This is a genomic window from Catenulispora pinistramenti (assembly GCF_018274385.1).
Taxonomy (GTDB): Bacteria; Actinomycetota; Actinomycetes; order Streptomycetales; family Catenulisporaceae; genus Catenulispora; species Catenulispora pinistramenti.
Genome location: NZ_JAAFYZ010000178.1, coordinates 1 through 23406, shown reverse-complemented (window position 1 = coordinate 23406; position 23406 = coordinate 1). Strand labels below are relative to the sequence as shown.

19 protein-coding genes are annotated in these 23406 nt (G+C 69.1%); 10 read left to right on the top strand and 9 right to left on the bottom strand.

The genetic code is table 11. The annotated features are described in order from the left end of the window. From KGQ19_RS35910 to KGQ19_RS35890, 5 genes are all read right to left on the bottom strand, one after another. A partial coding sequence (locus KGQ19_RS35910; RefSeq protein ID WP_212017659.1) for a TetR/AcrR family transcriptional regulator occupies window positions 1-537 on the bottom strand: 537 nt, incomplete at its 3' end. An 80-nt stretch (window positions 538-617) separates the two neighbouring features. Beyond that, on the bottom strand, window positions 618-1679 hold the full coding sequence (locus tag KGQ19_RS35905) for a TlpA disulfide reductase family protein (protein ID WP_212017657.1): 1062 nt from the start codon (window positions 1677-1679) through the stop codon (window positions 618-620). A 102-nt stretch (window positions 1680-1781) separates the two neighbouring features. Further along, window positions 1782-2372: a 3'-5' exonuclease gene (locus KGQ19_RS35900; protein WP_212017655.1), complete on the bottom strand. Its 591-nt coding sequence runs from the start codon at window positions 2370-2372 to the stop codon at window positions 1782-1784. A 130-nt stretch (window positions 2373-2502) separates the two neighbouring features. After that, complete coding sequence (locus tag KGQ19_RS35895) at window positions 2503-3420, bottom strand: YdcF family protein (RefSeq protein ID WP_307856607.1); 918 nt, start codon at window positions 3418-3420, stop codon at window positions 2503-2505. 229 nt (window positions 3421-3649) lie between these two features. Next, the gene (locus tag KGQ19_RS35890; protein ID WP_212017653.1) at window positions 3650-4669 is read right to left on the bottom strand and encodes a zinc-binding dehydrogenase; all 1020 of its coding nucleotides are present in this window, start codon (window positions 4667-4669) and stop codon (window positions 3650-3652) included. Window positions 4670-4782: 113 nt separating this feature from the next. Here KGQ19_RS35890 and KGQ19_RS51370 point away from each other — a divergent pair, with 113 nt between their 5' ends. Continuing rightward, window positions 4783-5367, top strand: coding sequence for a TetR/AcrR family transcriptional regulator (locus tag KGQ19_RS51370; protein ID WP_212017651.1), 585 nt, complete (start codon window positions 4783-4785; stop codon window positions 5365-5367). 47 nt (window positions 5368-5414) lie between these two features. Here the strand turns inward: KGQ19_RS51370 and KGQ19_RS35880 are convergent, their stop codons facing one another. The 3 genes from KGQ19_RS35880 to KGQ19_RS35870 form a co-directional block, all read right to left on the bottom strand. Further along, window positions 5415-6284 (bottom strand): fructosamine kinase family protein, encoded by an 870-nt coding sequence (locus tag KGQ19_RS35880; protein ID WP_212017649.1) that lies wholly within the window; start codon window positions 6282-6284, stop codon window positions 5415-5417. Window positions 6285-6308: 24 nt separating this feature from the next. Next, a complete protein-coding gene (locus KGQ19_RS35875) occupies window positions 6309-8027 on the bottom strand; it encodes a sigma-70 family RNA polymerase sigma factor (RefSeq protein WP_212017647.1) in 1719 nt (572 codons plus the stop codon). A gap of 92 nt (window positions 8028-8119) precedes the next feature. Further along, on the bottom strand, window positions 8120-9493 hold the full coding sequence (locus tag KGQ19_RS35870; RefSeq protein ID WP_212017645.1) for a DUF2075 domain-containing protein: 1374 nt from the start codon (window positions 9491-9493) through the stop codon (window positions 8120-8122). 3 nt (window positions 9494-9496) lie between these two features. Between KGQ19_RS35870 and KGQ19_RS35865 the strand changes: the two genes are divergently transcribed. Continuing rightward, window positions 9497-9943: a hypothetical protein gene (locus KGQ19_RS35865; protein ID WP_212017643.1), complete on the top strand. Its 447-nt coding sequence runs from the start codon at window positions 9497-9499 to the stop codon at window positions 9941-9943. 138 nt (window positions 9944-10081) lie between these two features. Here KGQ19_RS35865 and KGQ19_RS35860 read toward each other — a convergent pair whose 3' ends face one another. Beyond that, a complete protein-coding gene (locus tag KGQ19_RS35860) occupies window positions 10082-12040 on the bottom strand; it encodes a DNA/RNA helicase domain-containing protein (protein WP_212017641.1) in 1959 nt (652 codons plus the stop codon). 551 nt (window positions 12041-12591) lie between these two features. Here KGQ19_RS35860 and KGQ19_RS35855 point away from each other — a divergent pair. From KGQ19_RS35855 to KGQ19_RS35820, 8 genes are all read left to right on the top strand, one after another. Further along, the gene (locus KGQ19_RS35855) at window positions 12592-14739 is read left to right on the top strand and encodes an alpha-galactosidase (RefSeq protein ID WP_212017639.1); all 2148 of its coding nucleotides are present in this window, start codon (window positions 12592-12594) and stop codon (window positions 14737-14739) included. A 62-nt stretch (window positions 14740-14801) separates the two neighbouring features. Next, complete coding sequence (locus tag KGQ19_RS35850; RefSeq protein ID WP_212017637.1) at window positions 14802-16880, top strand: S53 family peptidase; 2079 nt, start codon at window positions 14802-14804, stop codon at window positions 16878-16880. 112 nt (window positions 16881-16992) lie between these two features. Beyond that, window positions 16993-18603: a S53 family peptidase gene (locus tag KGQ19_RS35845; protein WP_212017635.1), complete on the top strand. Its 1611-nt coding sequence runs from the start codon at window positions 16993-16995 to the stop codon at window positions 18601-18603. 85 nt (window positions 18604-18688) lie between these two features. Next, window positions 18689-19180, top strand: coding sequence for a YajQ family cyclic di-GMP-binding protein (locus KGQ19_RS35840; protein ID WP_212017632.1), 492 nt, complete (start codon window positions 18689-18691; stop codon window positions 19178-19180). Window positions 19181-19235: 55 nt separating this feature from the next. After that, on the top strand, window positions 19236-20369 hold the full coding sequence (locus KGQ19_RS35835) for a LolA family protein (RefSeq protein ID WP_212017630.1): 1134 nt from the start codon (window positions 19236-19238) through the stop codon (window positions 20367-20369). 52 nt (window positions 20370-20421) lie between these two features. Next, window positions 20422-21159 (top strand): DUF2705 family protein, encoded by a 738-nt coding sequence (locus KGQ19_RS35830; protein WP_413563010.1) that lies wholly within the window; start codon window positions 20422-20424, stop codon window positions 21157-21159. Between the two features lie 132 nt (window positions 21160-21291). Then, window positions 21292-22173, top strand: a complete 882-nt coding sequence (htpX, locus tag KGQ19_RS35825) for a zinc metalloprotease HtpX (RefSeq protein WP_212017628.1) — start codon at window positions 21292-21294, stop codon at window positions 22171-22173. Between the two features lie 137 nt (window positions 22174-22310). Continuing rightward, the gene (locus KGQ19_RS35820) at window positions 22311-23381 is read left to right on the top strand and encodes a hypothetical protein (RefSeq protein WP_212017626.1); all 1071 of its coding nucleotides are present in this window, start codon (window positions 22311-22313) and stop codon (window positions 23379-23381) included. The last annotated feature ends 25 nt before the right edge of the window (window positions 23382-23406 follow it).

Sequence of the window (23406 nt, the reverse complement as noted above, 5' to 3'; positions counted from 1 at the left end):
GGCCCAGAGGACTTCGGTGATCTCGGTGGGGTCGGCGGTGGGGCGGAAGATGCCGGCGGTGATGCAGCGTTGGGCGGCGGCGTGGAGGACGGCCAGGCTTTGGTTGGCGGCGGCGGTGGCTTCGGCGGTCGGGGTGAAGCCGGGGATGCCGGGGCCGTGCATGACGTCGTAGAAGTTGGGTTCGGTCAGGGCGTTCTCGCGGTAGGCGCGGCCCAGGGCGGCCAGGTGTTCGGCGGGGTCGGGGTCGTGGGGGACGGCGTCGAGGTGGCGCTTGAGGCGGGCGAAGCCTTCGAGGTAGAGGGCGGCGGCGATGGCGTCCTTGGAGCCGAAGTGCTTGTAGAGGACCATCGTGGAGCAGCCGGCTTCGGCGGCGATGCGGCGCATGGTCAGGGCGGCGGGGCCTTCGGCTGCGAGGAGGTGCGCGGCGACGTCCAGGAGCGAGGCGCGCAGCACTTCCTGGCCCTGGGCGTGGGCCCGGGCGTAGACGCCGGGGGCGACCGGCTGGTACTCGTCGACGGTCTCAGGCTTCGCGCTCATGTCCGCTTTCTGTGTCGTAGCTTTTCTGTGTCGTAGCTCGCTCCCCCGGATTCGTCGGTCACTGTAGCGGTGAACTCGCCTCAGGCCTTGGCGGCGCTCTGCCAGTCCGGCAGCGGACGGTAGATCGGGATGCCGGCATCGGTCAGTGCTTCCCGGCGCTTGAAGTACTCCTCGCCCATGGGATCCGCGCCCAGCAGTGGCATGGCGCCGCGCCAGATGGTGACGTCCTCGGGGGCCAGACGCTCCGCCTCCGCGAAGTGCTCCGCGGCTTCGGTGGGGTGGTCGGCGCGGTGGAGCCAGAGGGCGAGTGCGGCTTCAGTACGGGCCTGCTGTTGGGTGGCGGTCACTAGCGGGGCATGGGCCGTGACGTCCTCGGTCGTCAGACCGCTGTCGTCGTCGTGGACCCAGCGTTGCAGGGCCGCCATGGCACGCGATGAGTCGAGGCCGCTCATAGAGCGGAAGAGGTCGGTGGCGAACTGCGTGTCGTTGGGGCGGGCGATGCGGCCCTGCTCGTCGATCCAGACGACGGTCGGGACGTTCAGCACCTGGTAGCGATCGGCCACGCTGCCATCGGCATCGATCAGGGCGGGATGCGTCGCCGCGGCCTCGCGGATCCACGGTGCGGCATCGCCGGGGCGACGGTCGATGGCCACGCTCACCACGGAGAACCCCTCCGGGCTCAGCGCGGCGTGCTGCCGCTCCCACTCCGGCAAGTCGTACCGGCAGCCGCACCACGAAGCCCAGAACACCAGCGCCACCTTGCGTCCCCGAAGATCGCTCAGCCGGTGTGCGGTGCCGGCCACGTCGCGCAGCTCGAAGTCCGGCGCCTCCCCGTCGGCCAGCGCCGACTCGCGCTCGGTGGCCGACACTCCGAAGGCGGCGACCCCGAGGCCAGGCGCTGCGGCGTAGGGCCGGTCGATCAGGTCGGCGAAAGCGGCGAGGTCCACGAGGTCACCCTCGCGTTCGACGTCCTCGGCCACCCGGGCGGGGATGCATATGTCGCCACGGCACCACCCCTGCGGCTCACGTTCCCACCCGAGGGCGCCCGGGATGTCACCGATCGGTATCAGGACCCTGCCATCGCCGGTCACTCGCGCATCAACGCCGACCTCGCGGCGATCGTCCAAGATCGTGAAGTTCATGGCGGCCTCCTCGGTTCTGATAACGTCGTTACAAGAACGATAACGCCGTTATCACACGGCCGCAACCGAATCGGCGAACTGGTGCCGAATGAACCTGGCTACCTAGTGTGACCTGGACAGGAACCGCTCGCCCACCTCGGCGCGCGGCTGCGGGACCGGCGCCTGCGGCGGCACTGGCAGGCCGCCGACGGCCACCCCGTGCGTCAGGAAGTGGCCCAGCAGCCGAGCCGTCGCCAGCGCGTCGCCGAGCGCGCTGTGCGCGTCGGTCAGCACCACCCCGACCGCCTCGCAGCAGTCCAGCAGCTTGTACGACGGCCCCGGCAGCAGCGCCTGCGACGTCCGCAGCGTGCACGCACCGCCGGCGATCTCCGGCGAGTGCACGCCGATCTGCGCGAACTGCGCCACCAGGAACTTCGAGTCGAAGGCCAGGTTGTGGGCGACCACCACGCGGTCCGCGAGTAAGGCGTGCAGCTCCAACCCGACGTCGGCGAACCGCGGCGCGCGCTCGACCATCTCCCGCGTGATCCCGTGCACCCGCGTCGCCCCGACCCCGCCCTCCGGTCGCAGCAGGCTGTCCCAACTGCCCGTCACCTGGCCGGTGACGTCCACATGCACGATGCCGACCTCCACGATCTCCGCGACCGGAGGATGGAACCCGGAGGTCTCGACATCGACGACTGCGTATCCGTTCACCAACCCATCTTCGAGGGCGGACACACGTCTGTGTCGAAGGCGCGCCTCAAACCGCCCGAGCGGGTCGATCGTCGTAAGCGGCTCAAGCCCCTTAAGTGCCTAAACACTCCCAACCGCTCCTCGACACGCCTCAACGCACCAGCATCACCAAAGCAGGCGTTGCGAGGAACGCGCAGATCGGCAGGTTCACCTTCCAATAGCGCACGAACACAGCGATGAACTCCCGGATCGTCGCGCTCGGCAGGAAATACGCGGCCGTCGGCGAGCCGGCCACCTGAGCAGGCACTCCCAGATCTCGCGCGATCAGCGCCGCACGGTAGCTGTGGAAGTCGTTGGTGACGACCACGCAGCGATACCCCTCCGGCCGCATCTCCCTCATAAGCGCGGCGCTAAAGAGAAGGTTCTCCTCTGTCGTCGACGACTGGTCTTCCTTAAGGATCCGGTCCGCAGGAAACCCCCGCTCGACCAGATAGTCCGCCATCGCCTCGGCCTCGGACAATCGCTCGTCCGACCCCTTGCCCCCGGACACGATGAGCAGCGGACCGTTGTCCCCATCCAGGGATTCGTATACGGAACGCGCGCGATCCAGCCGACTCGCCAACAGCGGCGACACCCGACGTCCGCCCATCAGCCCGGCCCCGAGCACTACAACGAAGTCTGAAGCACGCCGAATCGGCATCCGCCTGTAGACAAACCCATAAGAGAGGTAGCAGAAGAACAGGAAGGCTAGGTAGCACACCACCAACACCGCGGCGGCGGCCAAGCCGATCAACACCTGTCGGCGCGCGACCACGGCCGCCACCAAGAACAGCACCAGCCCGATGATGCCGACGCCACAGGCGAGCGACAGCAGGTTGGTGACGGTCCGCCCTTCCTTACGGAGCATGGTCAGACCGTTGAGGATCAGGAACGTCACCAACGCCATCAGCCCCACGGTCGGCAGCAACCCGACCGCCACGACCGCCAGCACCCGCCCGTCGCCGGACGACCGCGACACCCCGACCAGCAGTCCCAACCCCAGGAACGACAACGTCAGCCCGAGGAACACCGCGTTCCGGAAGCCGCGCGGGTCACGCATCACCGCGTCGACGAACAGCAGCGCGAACAGCGCGGCGAGGAGGTAGGCGAACAGAACGCATCCCGTGGGTCGGGGGCCACATCGGCCGGGCCGAATGTCCTGACCTGGCCAGTTTAAGTAGTACCCGCGCCGCTGTGCTCTGCAGAGAACGCCCTGTTGGGGATCCTTAGGAGCTCTTTAGAGAGCTCTTTAGAGAGCTCTAAAGAGAGGGACGCAGCACGATCCGAATCGGGTCGCCGATCTTCTTCTCCAACCGCTCGACCGCCTCGGCCGCCTGCTCCAATCCCATCACCTCGGAGATCGACCGCGCGAAGTCCAAACGCCCACCGGCCTCCAGCCGGATCAACTGTGCGACCGACTCCTCCGGAGAACCGTAGTGCCCCAACAGCTGGAACTGCGCGGACTGGAACTTGGTGCTGTTCTCGATCGTGATCGGCTGCCCGCTCAGGCCGACCAGCACCAGCTTCCCGCCCGGCGCCAGCTGTCGCAGCGCCTGCTCCCGCACCGGCGTCACCCCGGCGAAGTCGAACGCGAACTCCAGCCCGGCCCCGCCGGTCGCGGCGCGGATCGCCCCGCGCAGGTCCGGGTCGGCGGAGTCCAGCGCGACGTCCGCGCCGAAGGCCAGCGCCCGCTCCCGCGCCGCCGGCGAGGGGTCGATGGCGATGATCGGGCAGGCGCCGATCGCGCGCAGCAGCTGCACGCCGTGCGCCCCGAGCCCGCCGATGCCCCACACGCCGACCGACTGAGCCGGTCCGACGTGCGCCGTCGCGGTGATCGCGCCCCACGGCGTGGACACCGCGTCCGGGATGATCGCGCCCTGCTCGAACGGGATCGAGTCCGGCAGCGCGACCAGCGTGTCCTGCCGCGCGAGCGCGAACTCGGCCCAGCCGCCGTCGTAGTCCACGCCGCGCGTCCACACCTCGCCGTCCCGAATCTCGCCGGCCTGCAACACCGCGCGGTCGCCCGGCTTCCAGGCACTGACACCCGGCCCGACCTCGGCGACCGTGCCCGCGGTCTCGTGACCGAGGGTCACCGTGTCCCCGGCCAGCAGCCGCGGCTTGCCGAAGTAGCCGCGCACCAGGTGGACGTCGGACAGGCAGACCCCCGCCGCCTCGACCTTGACCAGCGCCTCGCCGGCTCCCGGCGTCGGCTTCTCGACGTCCTCGACGCTCAGCGTCCCGGTGGCCAGGTTCAGACGTGCGGCACGCATCGTCGCCATGGTGCGCTCCTCTCATTGCAAGTCGCCTCGCATTGGACGCTACGCCCGACGGAGGGCTAACGCAAGGCTTCTCGCATTGCATCGGAATCCGTGGACGGCTAGCGTCACTTACCGTGAGCCGGCCGGAGAAAGCACCACCGCTGCGCCGCCGCGGCGAGCCGATGCGCCGCGCGGTGTCCGAAGTGGTGGTGCGCCTGCTGACCGACCAGGGGCCGGAGGCAGTGACGATGGCCGACGTCGCGGCGGCGGCCGGCGTCCACGAGAGCTCGCTCTACCGGCAGTTCGGCACCCGCGAGAAGATGATCTTCGAGGCCGCCACCCGCTACTCCGACCAGGCCCTGCCGGCCCAACCGGCCGGCGACGATATCGCCGACGACCTGCGCTCGACCATGCGGGCCCTGATCGAGTACCTGAACACGCCGCAGGGAGCGGCCCTGGTACGGCTCAGCGCCGTGCCCGTGTCGCCGGAGTTCGATCAGGAGCGCACCGCGTACTGGCACCGCCGCCTGGACCGGTCGGCGGACGTCGTCCGGCACGGCGTCGAGACCGGGCAGCTCAAAGCGGACACCGATCCCACGCTGGTGGTCGACGCCCTGGCCGGCCCGGTCCTGGCCCGGCTGGCGTTGTTCCACGAGGTGATGGCGATGGACGACGTCATGCGGCTGGTCGATCAAGTGCTGCGCGGGATCACCGTCTGAATCACTGGCTAAGCGAACGGGCTAAGTGAACTGTCATAGCGAACCGGCTAAGCGAGCCGACTGACAACATCGCGGATCCGCGGCGGAGCACCGCAGTCCGCCCCGAAGTGCGCGACCATGCACAGCAACTCGCGAAGGTTCAGCAGGTCCATGCGCTCCTGCCACTCCCCGACCGGCGGACACACCTCGTGATAGGCGGCGAAGAACGCCTCCGGCACCCGGCCGGTGCAGTACATCATGCTCACGTCGATCTCGGCCCAGCCGTAGTAGACCGCCGGATCGATGAAGACCGGGGATTCGGCACCGTCGGCAATGATGTTGGCCCGCCACAGATCGCCGTGGACCAACACCGCGGGCGCCGCCGGAACCAACTCGGGGAGCCGCGAAGCCAGGCGCTCCAACGCGCGGAGTTCCTCGGCCTCGAACGTCGCCTCGACCAACGGCTCGCTCAGATACCGCACGATCCGGTGCTCGGCGAAGAACCGGTGCCCGTCCTCGTCCCAGGCGTTCTCCTGCGGCAAGAGACCCAGGACGCCGTCACGGTGCCAGCCGTGACGCTCCGAGGTGTGCTCGTGCAGGGCGGCGACGGCGCGGCCGGCTGCTTCCCAGAAGGGAGCCGTCTCCGGCAACTCCGAGGTAAGGGATTCCAGGACCAACGACTTGGCACCGAGATGGAGGATCCGCGGTGTGGGCAGTCCGCCGATATCCCGCAACGCTGTCAGGCTTTCGGCTTCCTGCGCGAAGAACCCGTCGGGTACCGAGCGGCCGCCCTTCACGACCACTTCGCGGCCGTCAGACAGCGCGACCCGCCAGACGTTGTTCGCTACGCCGCCGGTCAGCGCGTCCTTACTGAGCTCCTGAGTGCCCGGCGGAAGCAGATCGCTGGTCCACTCGTCGGTCTCATCGGTCGTCCGCATCGGAACAGAGTTTCAGAAACGTACTCAGTCCGAGAAGTCCTGCGTCATCCACACCGTCCCGCTGCTGTCGCGGAACACCGATATCCCGATGTGGTGGAAGCCGGAGCTCAGGATGTTTTTACGGTGCCCGTCGTTCGGCGGCTGCTCGGCGAGCATGCTGTTGGTCAGGCCGACGGCCATGGAGGCGATGGCCGCGTTGGTGTTCGACACCGGCCCGCCGTCGCCGATGTTCTCACCGGCCGACGTCCACGAAACGCCGGCGGCGGTCTCCCGGTCGCCGAGCCCCGGCTCCCCCGGGCACTGGTGCGACAGACCACAGCCGGAAGCCATGGTCGAGGTGTGCGCCGCCGCGCTCTTGTCGAGGCCGGAGCTGCGGGTCAGCGGCGGCAGGCCCTGCCCGGCACGGGCCTGGTTGATCACGGCCAGCACCTGGTCCGCGGGGTCGGCCTGGGACGAACTCCCCGCGGACGACGCGCTGGACGGCGTGGTCGACGGCGCGCTGGCCGGTGCGCTGTCAGAGCTCTGAGACAACGACGAACTGGCCGAGGACTGCGCAGGGGGCTTCATGGAACTCTTCGTGGGACTTGAGGTCGGCTTGGCCGATCCGGGACGCGAGGATGAGGCGACGGAGCTGGACGATACCGAATCAGCGCTGCTGGAGTCGGAGGGAGTCGGGCTGACGATCGCCGACGAAGCAGTGCTCCCCGAAGCGGTGGTCACGGAGCTCGCGGCGCCGCCGGCCTGGGAGTCGTTCTTGGCGTCGCCGGCCCCGGTCGTCACCACCACGGCACCGACGACCGCCGCCGTCGCGGCCGCCGCGATCGCCGCCTTCGCCGCGAAGTGCGAGGCCGCGGATCGGGCGCCCGCCTTGGGTATTCGGCGATGGGAGTGCGCCGCCGATCGCGGCCCGCGCGCGCCGGGTATCGGGAGCTGAGCGGTGGCCGCTGTGGGGTGGATGACCACCGTGTGGTGCAGGACGTCGGCCAGTCCGAACGGCACCGGCACCAACGGCAGCCGGACCAGCAGCCGCTCGGCCGGGACGAAGTCGGTCGCCATCCCGGCGCAGAACGGGCACTGCCGGGTGTGCCGGGCGAACCGCTTACGCCACAAGGGTTCGGGACGGCCGTGCCACTGCATCGCGAGCTCGGAGAGCTCCAGGCAGATCGGCACGGCGCACAGCGCGCGCACCACCGCCCGCGACGTTTCCAGCTGCGCCTTCATCCGCGCGATCCGGACGGTGACGTGGTGCGGCTCCAGGCCGATGGCGTCGACCAGGTCGCCGCGCGTCAGATGCCCGGCCTCGACCAGCCACCACAGTGACAGCAGCTCGCGATCGTCGTCGTCCAGCCAGGCCGTGGCCATCGCGACCTCGCGCCGCTGCCCGGTCAGCCCGAGCTCGGTGAGCGTCAGATCCGCGAAGTCGGCGCCCGGGTCGGCCAGCTCCGGCGCCTCGTCCAGCGGCCGCGGCCGGCCGCTGTAGGCGCGGACGTGGTCCCGCACCTGGTTCATCGCCACCGCGACCAGCCACGAGCGGAACATCCGCGGATCGCGCAGCGTCGGCAGGCCGCGCACGACCCGCAGCATCGTCTCCTGCACCACGTCGTCGACGTCGGCGGCCACCGGCAGCGCGCGCCCCACGATGTTGTAGACCAGCGGCAGGTAGTCGGAGACCAGGCGCTCCAAAGCAGCCGGGTCCCCAGCCGCCGCCGCTGACACCAGGTTCGCGTCAGTTTCCGTCACCATCGTCCAGGCCTCCCACACCCGAGCTTTGTCGTTCGGACGTAAAGGGAGACCCTAGAAGAGGCCGAGAGTCACAAAAACTTTCGTGATTGTGTTCACACCAGACTCCGGAACAGGTCCTGCGTCTCCGAGTCTGTCGAGTACAGCACCGTCCCCATCATCCCGCGTGTCAGCAGCACCTTGTAAACGTGGCGGATGAGACGGTGGAACTCCTCCGGCGACGCCCCCCGGATGACTTGCTTGTCCGCGCTTCGGTCCGGACGCGAGACCCACTTCCCGTCCCGCCAGACCAGATCGTCACCGAAGATCACGCCATTCCAGTCGTACTCAAACCCCTGTGCTGTGTAGACGCAGCCGACCTGGCCGAATCCGTGCGGATCAGTGGCCCAGTGCTGGGATGGCGGCGCGTCGCCGACGCGCTTCTCACCCCGGACGTTCCACGGCCGGTGCCAGTCCCCGATCTGGACGTCCAGGACCAGGCCGTCGCTGGCGGGTTCGCTCCACTGCCAGCAGAAACCCGCCGTCATCCGGGCTCCGTGTCCGGCCTCGATCTGCTGCCGCAGCCGCTGCTCCAACTCGGACGGCGACTCCGCGAGCGCCAGCCGGTACGGCGCGTCCTGCTCATCCCACGGCACCGGTCCACCCTCCTCCAAGCCCAGCAACCGCTTCACCCAGTTGTCGTAGGCCGCGCTGCCACCGGCTCGGAACTGCCCGTCGAGATCGACGCGCACGGAGTCCACGCCGAGGTCGGCCGCGGCGGCCTCGATGGCGTGCACCGTACCGATCTCACCGGGCCGCACCGCCTGGTGCTCGTCGAGCAAGAACACCGGAACCCGCGCGACATCGATCAGTTCCTCGACCTGGGGTCGCCCCGTCCGGAGTTCGGCTCTGGTGAACCGGTCAGCGGACGTCTCGCGGATCCGGTGCGCCTCGTCGCAGATCACGACGTCGAGATCGTTCTTGCGAGCACCGCCGAAGTTGTTGAAGTACTTGAACAGCGCCTGCACCCGGGGCGCCCGGGCGCCCGCGATCTTGCGCAACGTGAGCGTGAACGCCCGCGCCCCGGTGGCGTGGACGACCGGGTAGTGCAGCCTGCTCAGCTCGCCGAGCAACGACAACGCGATGACGCTCTTCCCGCTACCCGGGCCGCCGGTGACGATCACGACCTGCTTGGTGTTCGCCTCACGAGCCCGTTGCACGGCCCGCATCACCTGTGAGTAGGCGGTCTGTTGCTGATCGAGCAGGACGAACTGTTCGCGGTCGCGGACCTCGCCGGCAGCGAGATCCATCAGCTTCTTGCTGGGGCTCACGGGGCTGCGCAGCAGCGTGTCGGCCGCGAAAGCACCGGATGATCCGCTCAGGCGCGATGCCAGGAACTTCTGGAACGCATCCCGTGACGTTGCCGTGAACAACCGGCCGGAATCGTCGGACACCCGGTCCTCAAGCCACTCACCATCGGACGCAGTCATGTTGTGCAGGTACGCGGCACCAGCGAGTTCGACAGAATCGTCATCGAGGACGCGGACGAAGTCACGAAGGTATCGCCCGTACCGACTGACCTGGTCAACGGGATGCAGCACCGCACCGAGTCCGGGCACCCGGCACAGATCGTCCGCATCCGCCACCGGCTCGACGTGCGTCCACTGCTTCAGCTCGATCACGACGTACGAGGGCTTGCCGGTCCGAGGATGCATCCCACACACGACAACGTCGGCACGCTTGCTCGACTGCGGCAGCCGATACTCGACCAGCACCTCCGTCTTGCCCAGGCCGGCCGCCTGCAGATCGCTTGCCAGGACCGGCAGGCTGCGTGCCCAAGCACGCTGTTCGCTTTCACCGGCTCGGCGCCCGTAGGCGAACATGAAGGCCTCGCTCAGCCGATGCGCGAGAAAGTCCTGACCGGCTTCGGCGGCCAGTGATGAGGCGACAACACGGTACAGCGGCAAGGGGCACCCCGAATCGAACGTTCAGCGGCCCACGCGGGCGCGAAGCGCAACCCAGCAGGCCGCGTGACTGACCGGCTCAGCCTAGGCCAGCGGTTCGCCGCGCTGTGGGAATTATTGGACCAAAGCCGCCAGATATTCGCGGGTCTCGGCATCGGGAGAATAGAGAACAGCGCCGCGCAGCCCTCGGGTCAGCAGGATCCGGTACGCGTTACGGACGAGTTCGTCGAATTTCTCGTCTTTCTCTTTGGTCGGCACACCTTGGACGGTCAGCTTGTCCATGTGCCTGTCCCGGCGCGCCACCCAGTGGTCGCCACGCCACACGAAGTCGGGGCCGATGATGACACCGAGCCAGTCGAACTCCAGGCCGTGGCAGGTGAACACACAGCCGATCTGGCCAAAGCCGAATTTGTCGTCGATGGCCCAGCGGGTGGCCTCGGGCGCGTCGGGCCGACGCTCACGGGCATTCCACGGATAGGACCACAGTTTGCCGTCGACCTTCATGTGGATGTGGTCCGTCGCCAAGCCTTCCTTGTCCGGAGCCCCGTCCTTCGTCCACTTCCAACAGAACCCGGCGACCATCCGAGCCCGGAGGCCACCGCCTTTGATACGGTCTTCAAGAAACGACGTCATCCACTGCGGCGACGGTGCCACCCGCAACTGGAAGCGCTCCCCGGGAATCCATTTGAGTGGACCGGGCTTCGGGGTGAGCAACCGCTCGACCCAGATCTCGTAATTACCGGTGCCACCGGCCCGGAAGCGGTCGTGAAGGCCGACGTCGACGACATTGTGTATTTGCTTCGGATCCCCACCATTGGCCGCCGTGTGCAAATACGCTTTGTGCTTGAGGGCCCCTTCCGCCCGCTTCCTCAACTTACGCTGATCGTTCTGCTCGTTCGCCCGGACCACCTGACCGATGTCCATCGCGAAGCACACCACCCGCGCACTGCCGAGCACGACGTTGATGGAAAGGTTGTCGTCGACACGCTCCGCCTTCGGCAGTGTCCGCCATGGATACCGGGCCATCCGTTGCGCCTCGTCGAACAGGACCACGTCCAACTGCTCGTGCATCCCCGCCAGATCGGCGGCGGTCGCAAGCAGCGATTTGAGCTTTCGGACACCGTGGTCGGCGAGAGACTGCTCCAACGCCTTGCGGTAGGCCTTGCTCGCGGTGACCAGGCGGACGGACTTGCCCATCTCATGAAGCCGGCTCAGCGCCTGGAGGGTGACGACGCTCTTGCCGGTACCCGGTCCACCCTCGACGAAGATGATGCCCGGCACACCCGCACACCCGGCCTCCACGATCTTCTTGACGCCATCGCGCTGCATGGGGGTGAGCGCGAACGGGGCGTTCCCGGCGAGTATGTCCGCGCTGTTGGTCAGGGTGGTTGTGGCGTCGTTCTTCGCACGGCTGTCGCGCAGTACGTCGGCCGCGTAGTGGCCGGGCTCCTCCGTGAAGGTCTTACGGATGAAGTCGACGAAGCGTTCCTCGTCGTCCCGCAGGACGACCCGGCTCGGGTTGGGTGTGGCGAGGGACTTCAGCCACTCAGACTCGGAGGCGGTGGTGTTGTGGAGGTAGGCGATGGCCGGGAGGTCCACCTCGAAAGCCGCGAACTGGTGCACCTCGTCCATTGCGAGCCACTTGTTGCGAGCTGCCTGGGCTGCCGGATGCTCCTTGTCCTTGCCGTAGTGGTCGACGAAGACTTTGCCCGAGGAAGATTCCGACGGCTGGAACTTGGTCCAGCCCTTCAATTCGACGACGAGATAACGTGGATCGCCGTGCACCTGGCCTCGTCCGCACACCAAAGCATCTATCCGCACCGGCATTTTCTCGTAGAGAATGTTGGGGACGGTGTATTCGACCAGGATCACCAGTTCCGGCCGTTTGGCCTGCACGAGCAACTCAGAGAGTCTGACCACGCTTTCGAGCCATGACTTGAGATCTCCGGGAGACGGATCGGGAGGCGTGAGGTTCCTTTTCGGATCGTCTCCAATCGTCTTGTATGCGTGCGCGAGGCGGAAGCGCCCCTCCAGTTCGGCTTTATCCATCGTCACGAACTCGTGCGCTGTCATACGCAGCAACGTCACAACAAAACCCCCAAGGCATTACGCAGCGGACAAAGCCCATCGGGCCGCCATGGCTTAGCGAATTGTACCAACTCCGCCGCGTAGGCCTTGTAGTTCTAAACGTTACGCCAACGACCGGCGCAGCAGTGCGTCCGGACGCCGCCCTCGTTCGACTGTCATACGTAGGCGACGTCGGCCACGTACTCGTTGTCGGCGTACTGTCCCTTGTAACCGGCCGCGCCGAACTCGCTCGGTTTGTTCGACGCGATCAGGGTGTTGGACAGGTTCGTCACCGGTGTGAGCATCGGGCGACCGAGCCAGTGGCCCTCCGCGCCGTCCCTAGTTGGCGCCGATCAGCGTGAAGCGGTTGCCGGTGGCGTCGACGACGTAGCGACCGCTGGTGCTCAACGAGCCGGTCCAGGAAGCGGACAGTGAGGCGGAGGGGTGGACTTCGTCACAGCCCGCGCCGGACCCGGGGGGCCACCGTTGACGTCGGCAGTGCGAGTGCGATGAGGATGGATCGGACTTTCATGATTCCCTCCTCTTAGGATGCCGCCATGAATGCCCTAAGAGACGAGCCAGTGTCTGTAGACGTCGAACACGGCTTGTTTGTCCTGCGGACCCCGAATTCGGTCTATGCGTTGAGGATCGGCGAGGACGGCAGCCCGCGGCACGTCTATTGGGGCGAGCCGTTGGACGTGACGGAGCTGCGGGGGTGGCGTTCGCCGTCGCACAGCAGCTTCGAGGCCGATCCGGCGCCGGACGAGTTGCCGATCGAGACCGGGGCCCGGTTCGGCCCGGCCGGGCTGCGGGTGCGGTTCGCGGACGGGGTGCGCGGGGCGCAGTGGCGGTATGTGGGATACGAAATAGAAGACGGGGTCCTGCGGATCAAGCTTGAGGACCGCTTCTATCCGCTGGCGTGCGAGCTGGTTTACCGGGTCCGCCGCGACAGCGACGTCATCGAGCGCTGGACCGAGGTGCGGCACACCGGCGCCGACGACCCCGACGATCCCGACCTCACCGCCAACGTCGCCCCGGAGGCGATCGTCATCGAACGCTGCGACAGTGCGTCCTGGACGCTGCCGAAGCAGGCCGACTACCGGCTCAGCCATCTGGTCGGCGGCTGGGGCAGCGAGACACAGCTCCAGCGGGACCGGCTGCCGGTCGCGGAGACCGTCCTGGTGTCCCGGCGCGGGACCACCAGCCATCACGCGAATCCGTGGCTGGCGCTGGACGCCGGGGACGCGGGCGAGACGTCCGGGCGGGTGTGGAGTGCGGCGCTGGCGTGGAGCGGGAGTTGGCGGATCGCGGTGCACCGGGATCCGGTCGGGCGGGTGACGTTCACCGGCGGGTACGGACACGAGGCGCAGACGTTCCGGATCGAGCCGTCGGAGCGCATCGTGACGCCGGTCTTCGCAGGGCTCTACAGCGGCGACGGCTTCGGGGGCACGAGCCGGGCTTGGCACGAGTACGCCCGGCGCCACGTCCTGCCGCACCCGGAGGAGGACCGGCCGGTGCTCTACAACTCGTGGGAGGCGATGGGCTTCGACCTCACCGAGGCCAAGCAGCTGGAGCTGGCCGGGTTGGCGGCCCGGACCGGCGTGGAGCTGTTCGTGGTGGACGACGGCTGGTTCGGCGCGCGCCGCGACGACCACGCGGGCCTGGGCGACTGGACGACGTACCCCGGCGCGTTCCCGAACGGGCTGAGGCCGCTGGCCGACGAGGTACACCGGCTGGGGATGCGGTTCGGGTTGTGGGTGGAGCCGGAGATGGTGAACGCGGACAGCGACCTGTTCCGGGCGCATCCGGAGTGGGTGGTGCACGCGCCGACGCGTCAGGCCACTGAGTTGCGGAACCAGCTGCTGCTGAACCTGGCGCGCACGGACGTGGCGGCGTGGGTGTACGACACGCTGGACCGGCTGGTGCGCGAGAACGACGTGGACTTCTTCAAGTGGGACATGAACCGGCCGTTCACCGAGGCGGCGTGGCCGGGGGCGCCGGATCCGGACCGGTTGTGGGCGCTGGCGGTACAGAACGTCTACGGGATCATCGACCGGCTGCGGGAGGCGCATCCCGGGCTGCGGATCGAGGGCTGCTCCTCCGGCGGCGGCCGGATCGATCTGGGGATGCTGGCGCGGGTGGACCAGGTGTGGACGTCGGACAACACCGATCCGGTGGACCGGATCGAGATCCAGGCCGGGTACGGGCAGGTGTACCCGGCCGCGGCGATGGCGGCCTGGGCGTCGGACAGCCCGAGCCCGATCACGTTCCGCGAGACGCCGCTGCGGTTCCGGTTCCACGTGGCGATGGCCGGGGCGCTCGGGATCGGCGGGAACCTGACGGAGTGGTCGGAGGCGGAGCTCGCCGAGGCGGCGGAGTTGGTGGGCGAGTACAAGGAGGTGCGGGCTCTGGTGCAGCGGGGCGTCGCGTACCGGGTGCAGACCGCGGACGGCGTGTCCGGCGTGCACTACGCGGCGCCGGACGACTCGGAGCACGCGGTGCTCCTCTGGCGGCCGACGATGCGCTTCGCGCACGAGCCGGCTCCGGTGCCGCTGCCGGGGCTGCGGGCCGGGGCGCGGTACCGGGATCTGTTCTGGGGGGTGACGTATTCCGGAGAGGTGCTGCGGGAGCGGGGACTCGAGCCCGGGTTGCCGGCCGGGGACTATGCCAGTCGGCTGATTCGGCTGGTGCGGGTCGACGAATAAAGGTATTGGCATACTGTTGGAATCGGCGACATGAACCGGTTTGTTCTGGATACCAAGGATTCATGCTTCGATACCTGGGATGTGCGATGGCGGTCGCGTTGCTGGCCGCCGGGACGGCCGACGCGGCGGCCGGCGGGACCGCGGGCGCGCCGGCGCCGGGGGGTGGCGGGCCGGTGCGGGTGCGGATCGGGCTGGCCGGGCGGGATCCGGCGGGCTTGGAGGCGTTCGCGCGGGCGGTGTCGACGCCCGGCGGTGCGCAGTACGGGCACTACCTGACGCCGGCGCAGGCCCGGGCCCGGTTCGGGCCGTCGGATGCGCAGGTCAAGGCGGTGCGGGAGTGGCTCGGTAAGGCCGGGATGCACGTGACGGGTCAGGACTCGCATTGGATCGACGCGTCCGGGAACGCCGGGGCGGTGCGGGCGGCGTTCGGCGAGGGGACGCGGACGCCGGGGCTGCCGCGGGACGTGGCCGGCGCGGTGGCGAACGTGGCGCAGATCGGGCAGTCGCAGGTGCGGGGGATGCGGGAGGGGGCGACGGCGGCGATCTCGGCGCGACAGGGGTTGGCCGGTCACCCGATCGGCACGAGCACACTCGGATTCTCAGGGGGCGGAGACGGTACGCCGGCTCACTCCGATGGCGGCGGTCCCCTCGGCGACGACCTGCCCGAACACCCCGATGTCGTTCACTCCGGTGGAGCAGCGTCGCAGACCCCGGACACCGCGCCGCAGAAGAGTGAAGCCACACCCCAGACCCGCAGCGCCGCCCCCTCCTGCTCCCCCACCTGGGGCGCCCTCACCGCGGACCCGAGCCTGCCGTCCGGCTACTCGGACCCCGAGCCGGTCGACGTCTGCGGCTACGTCCCCAGCCAGCTCCGCACCGCCTACGGCGTCGACGCCTCCGGCCTGACCGGCTCCGGCGTCACCGTGGCCGTGGTCGACGCCTACGGCTCCCCGACCATGCTGGCCGACGCGAACCGTTTCGCGCAGGACCACGGCGACCAGCCGTTCGCCGCGAATCAGTACCAGGAGACCGTCACCTCGAACCAGTGGACGCACACCACCGACGGGGTCTGCCAGACGCCCGGCGACTGGGCCGGGGAGGAGGCGCTGGACGTCGAGACCGTGCACGGCATGGCGCCCGGCGCGACCGTGCACTACTTCGGCTCGAACTCCTGCGCGGACCAGGACATCAACGCGACGTTGGCGAACATCGTCGACAGCCACGCCGCGGACATGGTCTCCTCCTCCTTCGGAGAGACCATGCACCGCGCCTCCGGCTCCATCGACCCGGCGCTGATCTCGCAGGCCACGCAGCTGTTCCAGTACGCCGCGTCCGAGGGCATCGGCTTCTACTTCGCGACCGGCGACTGCGGCGACGACTCGGTGCGGACCGGGCCGGGCTGCGACCCGCAGTCGGCGCGCGCCCAGACCGAGTGGCCGGTGTCCTCGCCGTGGGTGACCGGGGTCGGCGGGACCGCGCTGGCGCTCGGGGACGGCGGGAGCCCGCTGTGGCAGGCCGCGATGGGCGACCGGCGCTCGGCGCTGTCCGATGACGGCAAGAGCTGGACACCGTTCCCCGGGGACTTCTACTTCGGCGGGGGCGGCGGCACCAGTGAGGACTTCCAGCAGCCCGCGTACCAGAAGGGCGTGGTGCCCGATGCCCTGGCCACCACGCTCGGCACCGGGGCGAAGGCCGCCGCGCCGATGCGCACCCTGCCGGACGTCGCGATGGACGGCGACCTGCTGACCGCGGTCCAGGTCGGCCTCACGGACCCGACCAGCGGCCAGTACGGCGAGATCCCGGTCGGCGGCACCTCGGCCGCCGCGCCGATGTTCGCCGCGACCCAGGCCGACGGGCAGCAGGCCCGGGTGGCCGCGGGCGGCAAGCCGATCGGCTTCGCCGACCCGGACGTCTACCAGCGCGCCACCTCGGCCACCTTCACCGACGTCGTGGCCCGGCCGGCCGGGGCGCCCGCCGACATCTCCACGGTCCTGGACCTGGGCACCGACCAACAGGGCAAGCGGCAGGTCCGCTTGTTCGAGCTCGGACACGACCAGGGCCTGACCGCCGGGGCCGGCTACGACCTGGCGACCGGTCTCGGATCCCCCCGGGAGGAGTATCTGAACTCGTTCAAACACTAGAAGTCAGGACGCGCGGTCACCCTTTCGGGGCGGCCGCGCATCCCCGAATCCTCCCGACGGTACGTACCGGTCATACGCACCGATTCGGGAGGGTTTGTTTATGTTCGGTCGTTTGGTCCGTCGTTCCACCTGGGCCGTCTTCTTGGCCGCCGGCGCGCTGATAGCGGTGTCGCAGGGTGCCGTTTCGGAGACGGCGCCGCGTCACACCGGGGCGGCGGCCGAGCCGGCGCGGGCCCCGGCCCCGACCACAACCGCCACCACAACGCCACACATAGCCAGGCATCTGGCCATGCACACCAACCACATCCGGCTGACCGACGACGACACCGACTACATCGGTCCCGAGAAGTGCTCCGACTATTACGGCGAATACACCGCCAGGACCGTTCCCAACGCATTCGGCGGCCGCAACCCCTTGGCCGTCTGCGGCTACACCCCCGCGCAGCTCCGCTACGCCTACGGCGTCACGCAATCCCATGACCGCGGCAAGGGCGTGACCGTCGCGATCGTCGACGCGTATGCCTCGCCCACGATGCTCTCGGACGCGAACCACTACGCGATGAACCACGACGAGCGTCTGCTCAGTCCCGGCCAGTACCGCGAGGTCGTCCCTCCGTCCTACAACCACCTGACCGACGGCGAATGCGAGGCGCCGGCTTCGTGGGCGGTCGAGGAGGCGCTGGACGTGGAGGCCGTGCACGCCATGGCCCCGGAGGCGAACATCGTCTACGTCGCGGCAGCGTCCTGTGATGACACCGATCTGATGGCGGCGTTGCAGACGGTCGTCGACGACCATCTCGCGACCATCGTCTCCGACTCCTGGGGCGGCATCCCGCACAGCGTCTACGGCGACGAGGATCCCGCGACGATGGCGGCGTATTCGGCCCTGTTCCAACGAGGCGGCCAGGACGGTATCAGCTTCCTGTTCGCGACCGGGGACTGCGGTGCGGCGGACCCGACGGCCCAGTGCGGAACCGGTTCGGCACGGCCGCAGACGCAGTATCCGGCGCAGGATCCGTGGGTGACCGCGGTCGGCGGGACCAGCTTGGCGATCGGGCCCTACGGCCGGTACGTCGGCGAGGCCGGCTGGGGCGACCGGCGATCGGAGCTGGCGCCGAGCGGGGGTTCGTGGTCGCCGTCGGCCGGGACCGGACAGTGGCGCTTCGGGGGCGGCGGCGGGACCAGCGAGGACGTGCCGCAGCCCAGCTACCAGGCCGGGGTGGTGCCGCTGGGGTTGAGCACGACGCTGCTGACCGGGCAGCACACCCTGGAGCCGATGCGCGTGCTGCCGGACGTGGCGATGGACGCCGACCCGATGACCGGCTTCATGACCGGGGTCACCGAGAAGCTGCCGAACGGCAAGATCGGCTACGCCGAGTCGGCGATCGGCGGCACATCCCTGGCCACGCCGCTGTACGCGGGTCTGGTGGCCGACGCGGAGCAGGCCGCGGGTCATCCATTCGGCTTCCTCAATCCCGCGCTTTACGCCCTGGCTGGTTCGCGGGCCTTCCACGATGTGACCGCGACCTCGCTGGGCTATGACGCCCCGCGCTACGGCACGCCGCCGGCGCAGGTCGTCGACCTGGGCGCGGACGGCAAGGGGGCACACCAGGCACGGCTGTACCAGATGGGCGACGACGGCTTGCTTTCCGCCGGTGTCGGCTTTGACGACGTGACCGGTCTGGGTTCGCCTTCTCAGTCCTACTTGCGCTCGTGGGACTAGCGACGCGTCTAGGATCAGTCCCCGGCACACGTGCTCGTTGGACAGAGCTGAAGAGAAACAGAGCTGAAGAGAAGAGGACCGGACTGTGGCTTCGGAGTCGTCGTTCGACGTGGTGAGCAAGGTCGAGAGGCAGGAGGTCGACAACGCGCTCAACCAGGCGTCGAAGGAGATCGCCCAGCGTTTCGACTTCCGCGGGGTGGACGCCGAGATCCGGTGGTCCGGGGAGGGCATCGAGATGCGGGCGAACTCCGAGGAGCGGGTCGCCGCGGTGCTGGACGTGTTCAAGGACAAGCTGGTCAAGCGCAAGATCTCGCTGAAGGTGCTGGACGCGTCCGACCCCCGGGTGTCGGGCAAGGAGTACCGGATCAGCGTCGCGATCAAGGAGGGGATCTCCTCGGAGGACGCGAAGAAGATCTCCAAGCTGATCCGCGACGAGGCGCCGAAGAGCGTCAAGGCGCAGATCATCGGCGAGGAGCTGCGCGTGTCCTCGAAGTCGCGCGACGATCTGCAGTCCACGCAGTCGTTGCTCAAGGAGCAGGACTACGACTTCGCGATCCAGTTCACCAACTACCGGTGAGGCGGATGGCGTCGGCCCGGCCGGCCTGCCGGGCCTAGGCGCCGGGAGCAGCCGGATGCGCCGGCGCATGCTGACCCCGATCGTGGCGGCGGCCGCCGTGGTGGCCGTCGCCGCCGTCTCGCACGGCCTGGTGCCGTCGGGTCCGCCGCGCCTGCCCGGCATATCCCCCTTGTCGCTGCTGCAGAAAATAGGGAAGCCGCAGACGCAGGCGGTGTCGGGGACCGTGCGGCTGAACGTCGACATCGGCCTGCCGCACCTGCCGAATCTGGGCAGCGGCGGCGGGGCGGATCCGATCCGGCTGCTGTCCGGGGCCCACCTCGTGCGGGTGGCCACCGACGCTTCCGGTCCCCAGGCGCGGGAGCGGATCGCGTTGCAGGACACGCTGTCGGAGTACGACCTGTTCCGCGACGGCGGCGACCTGTGGATCTGGGACTCGACGCACCAGACCGCGCGACACGGCTCGGTCGACGCTTTGACCTCCGCGCTGCTGTCCTTCGCCTCGCCTTCCGATCTGGCGAAGACGTTCACCGGTCCGACCGCGCTCGAGACGTTGCTCTTCAACACCGCGTACTCGACGCGGGAGACGACACGCGTCGCCGGCCGCGACTGCTACGTCCTGCAGATCACACCGCGATCCGAGGGCACCACGGTCGGTTCGGTGAAGATAGCCGTCGACGCCGCGACCGGGGTGCCGCTGAGCGTCGCGGTGTATCCGACGGGGTCTTCGACCCCTGCGATCCAAGCCGAGTTCCAGTCGGTCAGCTTCACCGCGAGTCCGGCGGAACTGCGGTTCACCCCGCCGCCGGGCGCGAAGGTGGTCGAGGAGGCCACGCCGGATCTGCCGGCGAACCCGGTGCAGGGGGCCGGGAAAGGCTGGACCGCTGCGGTCGCGATCGGGGGCGTCGACCCGCAGAAGCTGATCGCCGGGCTCGGGACGTCGCACGGCCCGCAGAAGGAGCCGCAGGGTGCGGCCGCGGTACTGGCCGCGTTGGCGGGCACGCCGGGGACGCCGTTGCAGAGCTACCTGCGCATGATGATGGCCGCCGGGCAGAAGTCGCCGGTCGGATTGGTGTGGAGCAGTCGGCTGGTCAGCCTGGTGTTCACCCCGGACCAGCGGGTTTTCGCCGCGTTCGCGACCCCGGAGTCCTTGGAAGCAACCGTCGCGGCGGAGGTGGGGAGCCATTCCTAGCATCGAGCTGGCCCTGACGTTCCGGCGGCGTCGCAATCTACTGATCCTCGCGGTGCTCGCCGTGCTGCCGGTCCTGCTCGGGGTGTCGGTGAAGGTGTCCGGGGTCGGGGCCGGAACCGGCACCGGGATGCTGAACCAGGTCGCCGGGAACGGGCTGTTCCTGGTGTTCGCCTCGCTGGCGCTGACCGTGCCGCTGTTCCTGCCGGTGGCGGTCGGCGTGGTCGCGGCCGACCAGGTGGCCGGGGACGCCGCCGACGGGACGCTGCGGACCGTGCTGGCCTGGCCGGTGGGGCGGAGCCGGCTGCTGGCGGCCAAGCTGGTCGCGGCGGTCGCCTACGCGGTGGCGGCGACGTGCACGGTGGCGCTGTCAGCGCTGGCCACCGGCACCGTGCTGTTCCCGATGCGGGACGTCACGCTGCTCAGCGGGGCGACGATCCCGCTGGCCTCCGCCTTCGGCCGGGCGGTGCTCATCGCCGGGGTCGTGACCTGCTGCATGGCCGGCGTCGCGGTCCTGGGCCTGACCATCTCCACGCTGACCGACTCCCCCGCCACGGCGCTGGCGGGCACCGTCGGCCTGATCGTCACCGCCGAGATCGCCGGCTCCATCCCGCAGCTGACCGCGGTCCAGCCGTGGCTGTTCTCCTTCGACTGGCTGGCCTTCGCCGACCTGCTCAGGACCCCTGTCTACTGGGGCACCATCGCCCACAGCCTGTGGCTCCAGGCCGGGTACGCGATCGTCGCGCTTTCCCTGGCCTGGGCCCGCTTCACCTCCCGGGATCTGGCGCTTTAGGCCACTCGAGCGCCACGCGAGCACCACGCGCCTCACCCGCCCGGCCCACAACCCCGGGAACCCCGGGGATCTTCGCCTACGTTGGACCGAAGGGGGAAGGCAGGGCACGACAGAAAACGGGCAAGGACGTCGATGGCATCCACCACGCATCTCCACGGCCGCCACAACGCCGTCAAAACCGCGGCGCTGATGGCGCTGCTGTCGGCGATCATCCTGGTCATCGGCAGCTTCTGGGGCAGCACCGGGGTCACGTTCGCCCTGCTCATCGCGGTGGCCACCAACGCCTACGCCTACTGGAACAGCGACAAGATGGCGCTGCGCTCCATGCGCGCCCAGCCGGTCAGCGAGGTCGAGCAGCCGGCGATGTACCGGATCGTCCGCCAACTGTCGACCCAGTCCCGCCAGCCCATGCCCCGGCTCTACATCTCCCACACCGACGCCCCCAACGCCTTCGCCACCGGCCGCAACCCCCAGCACGCGGCCGTCTGCTGCACCACCGGCATCCTGGACCTGCTCAACGAGCGCGAACTGCGGGGCGTCCTGGGCCACGAACTGTCGCACGTCTACAACCGCGACATCCTCATCGCCTCGGTGGCGGGCGCCCTGGCCAGCGTGATCATGTGGCTGGTGAACCTGGCGTGGCTGATCCCCATCGGCCGCTCAGAGGACGACGACGGCCCGGGGCTGGTCGGCATGCTCGCGATCGCCTTCCTCGGCCCGCTGGCCGCCTCCATGATCCAATTAGCCATCGGCCGCTCCCGCGAATACCAGGCCGACGCCTCCGGCGCCCGCCTCACCAACGACCCCCTGGCCCTGGCCTCCGCACTGGTGAAGCTGGAGCGGGGAACGCAGCAGCGGCCGCTGGCCCCGGAGCCGGAGCTGATGACCACCAGTTCGATGATGATCGCGAACCCCTTCCAGGGAGCCGGGATGTCGCGGCTGTTCTCGACGCACCCGCCGATTCCGGATCGGGTGCGGCGGTTGGAGCAGATCGCCGGGGAGAGTCTGCGGTAGGGCCGTCTGTCTGGCAGGTGTCGGCCGTGTGCTTCACTGGCCAGGTGGAAAACGGCGATCACTCTGCGATACAGCGAATCGAAGAGCTGATAGGGCAGGCGCAGGCTCTGATTCCGCACAATGCGAACAGGGCTGCCGTGCTTCTCGGCCTGGCCCTGGAACAGGCCGACAAGCTACTGCTCGACCGGCCGGAGGAGCCGGAGCTGGATCCGGGGCTAGAGCTGGATCTGGAGCTGGAGCTGGATCTGCTGAGGCTGGCATTGCCCGCGCGCTACGAACTCGCCAACATCGACAACGCCGCGGGCGTGCCCGACAAGGCCGTCACGCTGCTGGACAAGGCGGAACAGGAGTGCGCCACGCTCATCGCCGCGGGTGACGAGCGCGCGTTGCCGGTGCTGGCGGACGTGCTCAGCCGCCGGGCGTACAGCCTGCTGCTGCTCGGCCGCGGAGCCAGCGCAGTCGTGGACAGCGATCGTGCGGTCAGCCTGTGCCGTCTGCTTCGTCGGGGAGGCCTGACGCACGACGGCGATGTGGGGCGCCTACTCGCCTTCAACGCCCGGATCCTGGCCGAGTTCGGCGACGTGGGCCTGGCGATGAGATCCGTACGAGAGTCCGGCGAGTTGTTGGGGGAACTCGGAGAGTTCCAATACGCCGGCTACCTCCCATTCCTCAGCGATGCCACCGACATCGTCCGCACGGAGCGGAGCGGCAGCATGAATCTGTACGCGGCGCTCGACGCGATCCGCCTCGACCGCACCGTGCCACGCCGCACCAGAAGGCTCGCGGACCAGGTGACCGAACTGGCGCGCTACAACCAGGCGCCCGGTCTCGAGGAATCAGCCACCTGCCCCTCAGAGCGGCTGGGCCTGTCGCGCTGCGCCGGCATCGGCGCCAACCTCTCGAACGTCGCGGTCGCGGCCTACCCGGACGCCCCGAACCCGAGCACCTTCCTCGCCCGAGAAGCGCACTACCTCATCGCGGCCGCGTGGTCCGGCAGCCGGCCGGCCGGAAACCTGGCGGGCCTGGAAACCCACCTCGACGGCGGCCACCTCGCCGCTTGGGCCGACGCCGTCACCATCTGCATGGACGCCTGCCTGGTGGCGGACAACCTCACTCTCCACGACGACTATGCCGGGTGGCTGGAGACTGCCAAGCGCTCACGCAGCGAGTTCCCGGCGAACAGGGGCAAGTCGCGGGGGCGGCGGTAGGTGGGGGGTGCGCAGTAGTGGGTGC